This is a genomic window from Planococcus maritimus (assembly GCF_001592825.1).
GTDB classification, from domain to species: Bacteria; Bacillota; Bacilli; order Bacillales_A; family Planococcaceae; genus Planococcus; species Planococcus maritimus_C.
The window spans coordinates 1-10,251 of record NZ_LTZG01000005.1 but is presented as its reverse complement, the minus strand read 5'-3'; the positions used below and the strand labels follow the sequence as shown (position 1 = coordinate 10,251).

The window sequence follows — 10,251 nt, the reverse complement described above, 5'->3', positions numbered from 1 at the left end:
ATAGTCCAGTGATGATGGCAAAGAGGCCACACCCGTTCCCATCCCGAACACGGAAGTTAAGCTCTTTTGCGCCGATGGTAGTTGGGGGGTTCCCCCTGTGAGAGTAGGACGTCGCTGGGCAATTATCTTTTTTTACTTTGTACCGAGATTTCCTTTTACCTTGCTTCCATAGCTCAGTAGGTAGAGTGCTTCCATGGTAAGGAAGAGGTCACCGGTTCGAGCCCGGTTGGAAGCTTTTGATTCTTTGAAGTTTCTTTACATCGGAAACTGTTTTCTTTATAATTTTTGTAAGGCCCCTTGGTCAAGCGGTTAAGACACCGCCCTTTCACGGCGGTAACACGGGTTCGAATCCCGTAGGGGTCACCATTCATGGAGGATTAGCTCAGCTGGGAGAGCATCTGCCTTACAAGCAGAGGGTCGGCGGTTCGATCCCGTCATCCTCCACCATGTATCCATTTCGGATGTTAATCGAATAGCGGTGGGGTAGCGAAGTGGCTAAACGCGGCGGACTGTAAATCCGCTCCTTCGGGTTCGGCAGTTCGAATCTGCCCCCCACCACCAGTTTTTATTGCTTTGGGGTATAGCCAAGCGGTAAGGCAACGGGTTTTGATCCCGTCATGCCCTGGTTCGAATCCAGGTACCCCAGCCATTTTTTATTGCGAGCCATTAGCTCAGTTGGTAGAGCATCTGACTTTTAATCAGAGGGTCGAAGGTTCGAATCCTTCATGGCTCATTTATCTTTGCGCATTTTCGCGCGGGGCCTTAGCTCAGCTGGGAGAGCGCGACGCTGGCAGCGTCGAGGTCAGGGGTTCGAGCCCCCTAGGCTCCATTGTTCCATGTGCAATCCATGTGTAAAAATCCCGTATCCATTCAATTGGATACGGGATTTTTTTAGTTTCCGATATATTCAGATTGTGGCCGGAAAATTACGTTATCTTGCTGCTGTTCTAGCGCGTGTGCCGTCCAGCCGACTACCCGTGCGATACTAAAGCTTGGGGTAAAGAGCTCTGGTGGCATTTGAATAGAGCGCATGATTGCAGCTGCATAAAATTCGACATTTGTGTAAAGGGCTCGTCCCGGTTTTAGCGCATTCAATAAGTGGATGATTTCGTGCTCTGCCAGGACAGCGAGGTTCAGCCACGCGTCTTTTTGCTGAAGTTGTTGGCATTTTTCGCGCAGCAGAAGCGCACGTGGATCTTCTGTACGGTATACGCGGTGGCCGAAGCCCATGATTTTTTCGCCTTGAGCGAGTTTTTGTTCGATGACGGTTTTGATCCTCTCAGGGCTTTGGATTTCGTCAAGCAGTTCCAGGACGCCAGACGGGGCACCTCCATGCAAGGGGCCTTTCATCGTACCGAGTGCGGAAACGATAGCGGCGCTCAAGTCGGATTCTGTGGAAATGGTGACACGGCTGGCAAAAGTGGAGGCATTCATGCCGTGTTCCATCGTTAAGTTCAGGTAGGTTTCCAAAGCTTCTGTTTGGGTGGGTGTTGGCATTTCGCCTTTGATCATCCATAAATAATTAGCGGTGTGGCTGAGATCGCTTCTGGGTGCGATGAATTCCTGACCGATGCTTTTCCGATACAGCAAAGCAGTCATAACGGGAAGGGCGGCTGTTAAAGCGATGGCTTGCTGTTGGGACTTAAGTTCCTTGAATTCGGCGTGCTGATAGGCTGAGACCAGTGTTCGCATGCCATCCATTAAAGAGGTTTCTATCGGAAGCGTTTGTGCGATCGCAATAAGGTAATCAGGCAGCTGGCGATAAGATAGCAAGTCTTGTGTCATAGTGGCAAGTTCTGTACGGGAAGCGTGATGACCGTACCATAGAAAATAGGCGGTTTGTTCGAAACTTTTTCCTTCAGTTGCTTCATGAACCAGTTGGCCACGATAACGAAGGTCACCTTTATCTCCTTCAACAGAGGCAATGGCAGTTTGAACAGCGACAATGCCTTTCAAGCCTTTTTGAAACATGGGAATTCCTCCTTTTTTTCAAGTATAGACCGAAGTCTTGATTATGAAAATTAAAGATTTATAATTAAAATAATTAATAAAATTAATTGAAGGTGGAGTGACGATGGAGATGCAATGGCTGAGAACTTTTGCGGATGCGGCAGAAACCTTAAACTTTCGCAAGACTTCGGAACGTTTGATGTTGTCACAGCCTAGTGTGACGGTACATATTCGGCAATTGGAAGCGTATTTGGGGATCCGCTTATTTGATCGCATCAAAAATCGCGTGGTGTTGACCGAGGAAGGGCGCCATTTTAAGCAGCAGGCAGAAAAATTGCTGAAAACATTCGATGCCACCGTAGACGACATCCAGTCATTTGCCCAAGGTTACCGGCGAAAATGGACCATCGCGATTTCGCCGTTGATGGCGGAGACGGTGTTGCCGTATATTCTAAATTCGTTTACGAAAGCCCATCCGGATCTTGAACTGGTCATTCGGGTGGAAGAGTCGGAAGCGATCGAGGGCTTAGTGGAAAGCGGTGAAGTCGCTGCTGGTATTTCCGCCTTGGCACCAGTTAAGCGCGTCATCCTCCATGAAGTGGTCTATGAGGATCCGTTATTGCTCATCATGCCAAGGGATGCGTATGATGATGAGCACGGACCGGTAGTTTCGGCCGAAGAGGCTTTGCGAAAACACGACATTTTTACGCATCATCATCCCGTGTTTTGGGAAGAGTTGTTGGTGAAACTACGCGTGCAGCTCCCGGGAATTCGGACGATGACGGTGACACAAGCCTATATCGCGAAGCGCTTTATCCAGGAAGGTCTCGGTGTATCGTTTTTGCCGAGGTCAATGGTGCGCCGTGAGTTAATTGAAGGGCGGCTGATGGAAGTTCGCTTTGATTTGTTTCCATTGCCTACTGTGGCGACGTATTTCCTGGCGCGCAGCATGGGTGAGCTGGAAAAGGATTTTTTGAGCCGCATTCAATCGGTTTATTTTCAATGAAATAAAGTGGCGGTGCCATGATAGTAAACGGGGGATTTGCTGGTATACTGCCTATAAGGAGGGGATGGATATGTATATTGAACAGCGCAATATTCGGCTTCGTTTGCTGAAACGTGAGGATTTTGAGGCATTATGGACACTTTATACACCCGATATCTTTGAATACATGCTGACGAAAGTCGAGCGTTTTGAAGATTTGGAGGCGTGGTTATCGGCTGGAATGAATCAATCCAACGTGCTGGTGTTTGCCGTGGAGCTTCCGGAAAGCGGTGAAATTGTCGGCACCACCCGTCTCTATTCCATAGACGATACGAACAGAAGCTGTGAAATGGGAGCGACTTTCTATAGTGAAAAAGCCCAGCGCACCCATGTCAATACGGCCGTCAAACATGCGCTGCTTGGCTATTGCTTCGAAGAACGGGAGATGATTCGCGTCCAGTTCAAAACCGATGCTGAAAATATCCGTTCCCAAAAATCGATCGAACGGATTGGAGCGGTCAAAGAAGGACATTTGCGCAACGAACGAATTCGCTCGACAGGTCAACCGAGAGATGCCATTGTCTATTCCATTATCGACCGGGAATGGCCAGATGTGAAAAAATCCTTGGAAGAAAAAATGAATAAATATTCGGAATAATGTTGAGTTGAGCCAAGGCGAGCTCAGAGGGTACAATGAATGTATCTTACTGAGGGGGTATAAAATAATGAATAAATTAAATGTTTCTATTATAGGTGTACCAATGGATCACGGGCAAATGCGCCGTGGCGTCGATATGGGGCCAAGCGCCATTCGTTACGCAGGTGTTGTAGACCGTATCGAAAATCTCGGACATACGGTAAATGACGAAGGCGATATTCACATTCGCAAAGCGGATGGCAAAGTGGACGAAAACACGAATTTGCGCAATATGGACGTCATTACTGAAGCAACCGAAACACTCGGAGAAGCGGTTTCAGGCGTAGCGAAAGCTGGCAATTTCCCACTAGTCTTGGGTGGCGACCATAGCATCGCGATCGGCACACTTGCCGGTATTTCTGAGCATTACGAGAATTTGGGTGTTATCTGGTATGATGCGCATGCGGATATGAACACGAGCGAAACGTCGCCATCGGGCAATATCCACGGCATGCCGCTTGCAGCAAGCTTTGGCCATGGCCATGAGAAATTGACAAAAATCCGTGGTTATTCACCAAAAGTGAAGCCGGAAAACATCGTCATCATCGGCGCACGTTCTGTCGATCCGGGCGAGCGCGAATTGATTAAAGAGCACGGCATTAAAGTATTTAGCATGCACGAAATCGACAAAATGGGCATGGACCACGTCATGCAAGAGTCGATCCGCTATTTGCGTGAAGAGCGCAAAACAGATGGCGTTCACTTGTCGCTTGACCTCGACGGCATCGACCCGATGTATACACCGGGTGTCGGTACGCCGGTTCCAGGCGGTATTAGCTACCGTGAAAGCCATTTGGCGATGGAAATGCTATTCGATGCAGGGTTGATCACGTCGGCAGAATTTGTCGAAGTTAACCCGATTCTGGATGAAAAGAACCGCACGGCTGATGTGGCGGTCGCATTGATCGGTTCGTTGCTAGGTGAAAAATTAGTATAAGAACGATGAAGCTGTCCGGAATTCCCGGGCAGCTTTTTTTAATGAATGACTGTATAAGACATTAGTGACAAGGAGGCAGGACTGTTGGGCAAGGCAATACCAAAATAGTGTCAATGACATAATAAACTGACAAATTCATTGAAAGAACTGGAAATCGGCTGGTTTTTTCTAGGGATGGTTTGATAGGATAGAAGAAGAGAAAAAAATGAAACCTTTTCAGCACTGAACCGTATATAAAAGACAGCCGCATGGCGGAGGGAAATGAGATCATGGATGCGTTAGTAAATAAACGAATAAAGCGAGTCATGAAGGGCGACCAAGACGCATTTGCCGAAATCGTGGAGCTGTATCAACACCAGTTGTTCCAGATTTGCTACCGCATGCTTGGCAACCGGCATGAAGCAGAAGATATTGCACAGGAAGCATTTACGCGGGCTTATGTGAACATACACACGTTTGACCAGAATCGTAAATTTTCCACATGGCTTTACCGCATCGCCACCAATTTGTGCATTGACCGGATTCGCAAGAAAAAACCGGATTACCATTTGGATGCGGAAGTAAGAGGCACGGAAGGCTTGAATATGTATTCGAAGATTGCCAATGAAGAAGAGCTTCCGGAAGAAGAATTAATGCGGATGGAAGTTCAGGAGCGGGTGCAGTACGAAATAAGCCGCTTGCCGGATAAGTACCGGGCAGCGATTGTGTTAAAATATATCGAGGAATTGCCGCTGGCTGAAATCAGCGAAATCCTGGATTTGCCGCTTGGCACGGTGAAAACGCGGATACACCGCGGGCGCGAAGCACTTCGCAAGCAATTGAGCAATTTGTAGGAGGCGAGCATAATGAATGCGTGTCCGGAAAAAGTTATTCGCATGATGGACGATTACCTAGACGGGGAAATCAGCCCATCTGAAGAAAAAGAACTGAAAGAATCCTTGGAGAACTGCAGCGACTGCAGAAAAATATATCAAGAACTGACGAGAACCATCGCTTTTGTTCAAAGCGCGTCGCACGTCCAGGCACCGCCGGATTTTGTCCAAAAGACGATGGCCGGTTTGCCAAAAGAATCCCAGCGCGTCGGCGTAAAACGCTTTATGCGCCACCACCCGCTAATGATTGCAGCTGCCCTTTTCGTCTTATTGATGAGCGCGGCGATGATGTCGAGCTTTAGCGATGACCAGCAATTTGCCTTTACCAAGCAGGAGAACCTGGTAGTAGAAGGCGAAACGGTGGTAGTCCCAGCAGGACAAACGGTTGTCGGGGATATAACGATCCGCAATGGCGATTTACGCGTCGACGGGGAACTTGAAGGAGACGTGACGATCGTCAATGGCCAGTATATGGCATCAAGTGGTGTCATCGACGGCGAAATCGAAGAAATCGACCAAGTCTTCGAGTGGCTCTGGTATACGATCAAAGGAACATTCAATGACGCCGTCAGCTTTTTTGACAGCAATGAGCAACCTATAGGCGAGTAAAACCCATCCATTCATTGGATGGGTTTTTTTAGTATGCTGAGAAACTAAAGAATGCGTATTTTCCGAAGCTTATCGCTCGCTTTCCGCGGGCGGGAATCGAGCCTCCTCAGCCGTTATCACGGCTTGCGGGGTCTCTCAAACCCGCTGTTCCCGCAGGAAAGATAAGGTCGAACTACGTGAGAACTTATCTTTGCGAAGTAATGCGTAGCATTATTGAGCAGAAGGTTTTACGAGCAAACGCTTCTCCAAATACTTAAATACGTCATTAAACTTTAGATATAGAAAAGACGATCTCTTTTTCACTCATAATGGATTAATAGACTTCTTCGTACTCTGGTAAAGCCCCTCCATTTATTGGATGGGCTTTTTGCATGGGGGCAGATGTCTCGGGATATGATATACTGAATCTATATGTACATGGAGAAAAGCGAGGGTTGCAGATGCCTTTTTTGGAAAACTTCACGGACCAGACACCGCTTCAGATGTTCGGAAATCTTATCGACATCTTATTGGTCTGGTTCGTTATTTACAAACTTATTACTGTCATCAAGGGAACGAAGGCTGTCCAATTATTAAAAGGGATCTTCTTTATCATCATCGCGCGTCTCGTGACCCAGGCGCTTAACCTGGAAACGCTTGGTTGGATTATGCAGCAAGTGCTCGAATGGGGTTTTCTTGCCATCATCATCATCTTCCAGCCGGAACTGAGACGCGCGCTCGAACAGCTTGGGCGAGGGAAATTGTTCTCGAGCAGCACGCTTAATGAAGAATCCGAGCGCAACCGCCTGATCGAAGCCATGAGTAAATCGGTCAGTTATATGGCGAAGCGCCGCATCGGGGCACTTGTGTCGATCGAACGTGAAACGGGGCTCAGCGAATACATAGAGACAGGTATTCCGATGAATTCGGACATCACTTCCGAGTTGATGATCAATTTATTCATCCCGAACACGCCGTTGCATGACGGAGCGGTCATCGTTCAGAAAAACCGCATCGCGGCGGCTGCCTGCTATTTGCCGCTATCGGAGAGTCCGTTCATTTCGAAAGAGCTGGGAACGCGCCATAGAGCAGCACTTGGCATCAGTGAAGTGACGGATGCCATCACGATTGTCGTGTCGGAAGAGACCGGTGCGATCAGTTTGACAGCGAATGGCGATTTGCACCGTAATTTGTCGCTTGAGGATTTTGAAGTGAAGCTTCGCCGCATTTGGTTCGGTGCCGAACAGCAGCAGGCGACAAGTTCCTGGTGGAATTGGAGGGGGAAAAAGAATGGATAAGATGATGGACAATCCGTGGTTTCTTCGGATTATGGCATTGTTCCTTGCCTTTCTGCTCTTCTTTTCCGTCCAGACGGAAAACACCACGACCACGACCGAAACCGGTAGAGTGTCGGAAATGATCGAAGATGTGGAACTGCAAGTGTATTACGATGAAAGCTTGATGGTCAGCGGTGTGCCGGATACGGTCGATTTGTATTTGAGTGGCCCAGCGAGTATCATTCAAACGACACGCCAGCTCGATGACTATACGCTGTTCATCGATTTGCGCAGTTTGCCGCTCGGTGAGCATCAAGTGCCCATCCAAACAGAGAATATCTCAGAGCAATTGAGCGCCCGCGTGGACCCGGCATTTGTGAATGTCGTACTGGAGGAGCGGGTGTCTCAGGAATTTGATATCGATGCCGAGATGAACGAGCGCTTACTGGCGGAAGGCTTTTTACTGGAAGGCTTGACTGTGGAACCGGATACCGTAACGGTGACGGGCCCGCAAAGTGTCATTAATGCGATCAGTTTTGTCAAAGCGACTGTAACAGGCGACCCGGAAATTAAGGAGTCTTTTACGGCTGAAGCCCGCGTGCGCGTTTTGGCAGAGGACTTAACAAAACTCGATAATGTCACGATTGAGCCGGAATCCGTGGCGGTCGACGTCACGGTGGAAGAATACAGCCGCGAATTGCCGGTACGCATCGAATCGACCGGTGAACCACAGACGGGAGTCACCATTAATTCATGGACACCATCAAGTGAACAAGTGCGGGTTTTCGGCCCGCGCAGTGTGCTCGATGCCATGGATGAGTACGTTATCGAAGTGGAAGCGAATAGCGTGACGGCTTCTGATACGTCGGTGACGGTTGAATTGCCGATTCCATCAGGCGCATCGGGAGTTTCCCCAGGCGAGATGCAGATAAAAGCGAATGTTTCAGTGGATGAATCACTCCTCGTTCCGGAAGAATTGGAAAATCCGGAAATTGCGGATAGCAATAAGGAAGAATAAAATAGCTAAAAATGTAAAATTAGGTTAATATAAACAAATCATAATATAAGTGATTGAAGGAGCGAAAAGCATGGGAAAATATTTTGGGACCGATGGTGTACGAGGGGTGGCCAATAGCGAATTGACGCCGGAACTGGCTTTTAAACTCGGGCGCTTTGGCGGCTACGTCTTAACAAAAAGCTCTAAAGAAAAACCGAAAGTGCTCGTAGGGCGGGATACACGAATTTCCGGAGAAATGCTTGAAAACGCATTGGCGGCTGGCTTATTGTCAGTCGGTGCGGAAGTCATGCGTCTCGGCGTCATCAGCACTCCAGGGGTGTCCTATTTGACACGCGTCATGAGCGCAGAAGCAGGAGTCATGATCTCTGCTTCCCATAACCCGGTCGCAGATAACGGCATCAAATTCTTCGGTTCGGACGGCTTTAAATTGTCAGACGATCAAGAAGCCGAAATTGAAGCCTTGCTTGATGCGGAAACAGATGATCTGCCGCGTCCAACAGGTGGAGATCTCGGCAGCATCACGGAATATTTCGAAGGCGGACAAAAATACATCCAGTATTTGAAGCAAACTGTGGACGAAGAGTTCGACGGCATCCACGTGGCGCTTGACTGCGCACATGGTGCGACGTCAACGCTTGCGACACACGTATTTGCCGATTTGGATGCAGATATCAGCTCAATGGGCGCGTCACCAAACGGTTTGAACATTAACGAAGGCGTCGGATCGACACATCCGGAAGCGCTCGCGAAGCTGGTCTTGGAAAAAGGCGCGGACGTCGGACTTGCCTTTGATGGTGACGGCGACCGGTTGATCGCAGTGGACGAAAAAGGAACAATCGTCGATGGCGACCAAATCATGTATATTTGCGCGAAGCATTTGAAGTCAGAAGGCCGCTTGAAACAGGATACGGTCGTTTCAACGATCATGAGCAATATGGGCTTCTATAAAGCTTTGGAAGAAAACGGCATGAAGAGCGTGAAGACCGCAGTCGGCGATCGTTACGTAGTGGAAGAAATGAAGAAGAATGAATACAATTTGGGCGGCGAGCAGTCGGGCCATATCATTTTCCTTGATTACAACACAACAGGCGACGGCTTGCTCTCAGGCCTTCAGCTCGTGAACATCATGAAGATCACGGGCAAGAAATTGTCTGAGCTGGCGAATGAAATGACGATTTTCCCTCAGAAATTAGTGAACATCCGCGTGACGGACAAACACGGCGTGACGGACAACGCTGTCGTGGCCGACAAAATTGCGGAAGTGGAACGCGACATGAACGGCGAGGGCCGAGTGCTCGTGCGCCCTTCCGGAACCGAGCCATTGGTGCGCGTCATGGTCGAAGCGCCTTCTGCAGAAGCGTGCGAAGAGTACGTGGAGCGGATCGCAGCGGTCGTACGCGAAGAAATGGGCATGAAATAAATAAGCTAAAGGCCGGGGCGGATGCTCTGGCCTTTTTTGTTGAAAAAGTGGAGAGGGAGATTTTGCTCCAAGGGGACGCTTTCCGGAGGGCTCGCATTGAGCTGCTTCGATCGCTGCGCACTCTGCAGGGTCTCAATTGTCTCGCTGATCCTCCCGGAGTCGCCCCTTTGCGCTTCATCTCTATTTTTAGAGAAGAAATCAATTTCATCACGCATAGAAGTAAGCATGAATAGTTTTAGATAGTTTTGTAATCGCATAAAAAATAGCTAGTTAACCATCTTTTCCACTATCAATTCCAGCTAGGCGTCTTTACCAGCGGACGAACACACTTAAGAAAAGACGTCCTCGCACGCAATATTCAATGAAATTTCAAAGCCGAACCGCGCACACGGGCGAGCCGTAGCAATGAGACAAGCGTTCTTCTTGGCTCATTGCGGGAGGCATGCCCAAAGCGGGAGGCGTTTGCTTCACGATGAAAAGATCAATGCAGTATGCACCTCGCTTAAA

The 10,251-nt window shown here is 48.7% G+C and carries 9 protein-coding genes, 7 tRNA genes and 1 rRNA gene; 16 read left to right on the top strand and 1 reads right to left on the bottom strand.

The window, feature by feature from the left end; translation table 11 throughout:
• The first annotated feature begins 4 nt into the window (after positions 1-4).
• The 8 genes from rrf to AY633_RS08640 all read left to right on the top strand — a co-directional run bounded on the left by rrf (position 5) and on the right by AY633_RS08640 (position 829).
• Positions 5-120, top strand: a 5S ribosomal RNA gene (gene rrf, locus AY633_RS08675).
• A gap of 42 nt (positions 121-162) precedes the next feature.
• Positions 163-235: transfer RNA gene (locus tag AY633_RS08670), tRNA-Thr, on the top strand.
• A gap of 56 nt (positions 236-291) precedes the next feature.
• A tRNA-Glu gene (locus AY633_RS08665) sits at positions 292-366 on the top strand.
• Between the two features lie 5 nt (positions 367-371).
• Positions 372-447 (top strand) — tRNA-Val (locus tag AY633_RS08660).
• Between the two features lie 30 nt (positions 448-477).
• A tRNA-Tyr gene (locus AY633_RS08655) sits at positions 478-561 on the top strand.
• Between the two features lie 13 nt (positions 562-574).
• Positions 575-649 (top strand) — tRNA-Gln (locus AY633_RS08650).
• 11 nt (positions 650-660) lie between these two features.
• A tRNA-Lys gene (locus tag AY633_RS08645) sits at positions 661-733 on the top strand.
• A gap of 23 nt (positions 734-756) precedes the next feature.
• Positions 757-829 (top strand) — tRNA-Ala (locus AY633_RS08640).
• A gap of 62 nt (positions 830-891) precedes the next feature.
• On the opposite strand, the gene AY633_RS08635 is transcribed toward AY633_RS08640, so the two are convergent.
• Positions 892-1,971 carry a citrate synthase/methylcitrate synthase gene (locus tag AY633_RS08635; RefSeq protein ID WP_068487971.1) on the bottom strand — a complete coding sequence of 360 codons (1,080 nt, stop codon included), beginning with the start codon at positions 1,969-1,971 and terminating at the stop codon, positions 892-894.
• Between the two features lie 103 nt (positions 1,972-2,074).
• Here AY633_RS08635 and AY633_RS08630 point away from each other — a divergent pair, with 103 nt between their 5' ends.
• The 8 genes from AY633_RS08630 (at position 2,075) to glmM (ending at position 9,744) form a co-directional block, all read left to right on the top strand.
• Positions 2,075-2,956, top strand: coding sequence for a LysR family transcriptional regulator (locus tag AY633_RS08630; protein WP_068487970.1), 882 nt, complete (start codon positions 2,075-2,077; stop codon positions 2,954-2,956).
• A 70-nt stretch (positions 2,957-3,026) separates the two neighbouring features.
• Positions 3,027-3,593, top strand: a complete 567-nt coding sequence (locus AY633_RS08625; RefSeq protein WP_068487969.1) for a GNAT family N-acetyltransferase — start codon at positions 3,027-3,029, stop codon at positions 3,591-3,593.
• Between the two features lie 67 nt (positions 3,594-3,660).
• Complete coding sequence (gene rocF / locus AY633_RS08620) at positions 3,661-4,569, top strand: arginase (RefSeq protein WP_068487968.1); 909 nt, start codon at positions 3,661-3,663, stop codon at positions 4,567-4,569.
• A 269-nt stretch (positions 4,570-4,838) separates the two neighbouring features.
• Positions 4,839-5,402 (top strand): RNA polymerase sigma factor SigW, encoded by a 564-nt coding sequence (sigW, locus tag AY633_RS08615; RefSeq protein ID WP_068459747.1) that lies wholly within the window; start codon positions 4,839-4,841, stop codon positions 5,400-5,402.
• Positions 5,403-5,414: 12 nt separating this feature from the next.
• Positions 5,415-6,050 (top strand): zf-HC2 domain-containing protein, encoded by a 636-nt coding sequence (locus tag AY633_RS08610; RefSeq protein WP_068487967.1) that lies wholly within the window; start codon positions 5,415-5,417, stop codon positions 6,048-6,050.
• Between the two features lie 440 nt (positions 6,051-6,490).
• Entirely contained in the window at positions 6,491-7,327 is an 837-nt protein-coding gene (gene cdaA, locus AY633_RS08605; protein ID WP_068465506.1) for a diadenylate cyclase CdaA, read from the top strand.
• Complete coding sequence (locus tag AY633_RS08600) at positions 7,320-8,324, top strand: CdaR family protein (RefSeq protein WP_068459751.1); 1,005 nt, start codon at positions 7,320-7,322, stop codon at positions 8,322-8,324. Before cdaA ends, AY633_RS08600 begins: the two co-directional genes overlap by 8 nt.
• 70 nt (positions 8,325-8,394) lie before the next feature.
• On the top strand, positions 8,395-9,744 hold the full coding sequence (glmM, locus tag AY633_RS08595) for a phosphoglucosamine mutase (RefSeq protein ID WP_068487966.1): 1,350 nt from the start codon (positions 8,395-8,397) through the stop codon (positions 9,742-9,744).
• The last annotated feature ends 507 nt before the right edge of the window (positions 9,745-10,251 follow it).

Excerpts from the sequence above, each read along its gene's own strand:
- AY633_RS08610 (WP_068487967.1), top strand. The coding sequence starts at position 5,415 with ATGAATGCGTGTCCGGAAAAAGTTATTCGCATGATGGACGATTACCTA.
- AY633_RS08630 (WP_068487970.1), top strand. The coding sequence starts at position 2,075 with ATGGAGATGCAATGGCTGAGAACTTTTGCGGATGCGGCAGAAACCTTA.
- AY633_RS08635 (WP_068487971.1), bottom strand. The coding sequence starts at position 1,971 with ATGTTTCAAAAAGGCTTGAAAGGCATTGTCGCTGTTCAAACTGCCATT.
- AY633_RS08625 (WP_068487969.1), top strand. The coding sequence starts at position 3,027 with ATGTATATTGAACAGCGCAATATTCGGCTTCGTTTGCTGAAACGTGAG.
- cdaA (WP_068465506.1), top strand. The coding sequence starts at position 6,491 with ATGCCTTTTTTGGAAAACTTCACGGACCAGACACCGCTTCAGATGTTC.
- glmM (WP_068487966.1), top strand. The coding sequence starts at position 8,395 with ATGGGAAAATATTTTGGGACCGATGGTGTACGAGGGGTGGCCAATAGC.
- rocF (WP_068487968.1), top strand. The coding sequence starts at position 3,661 with ATGAATAAATTAAATGTTTCTATTATAGGTGTACCAATGGATCACGGG.
- AY633_RS08600 (WP_068459751.1), top strand. The coding sequence starts at position 7,320 with ATGGATAAGATGATGGACAATCCGTGGTTTCTTCGGATTATGGCATTG.
- sigW (WP_068459747.1), top strand. The coding sequence starts at position 4,839 with ATGGATGCGTTAGTAAATAAACGAATAAAGCGAGTCATGAAGGGCGAC.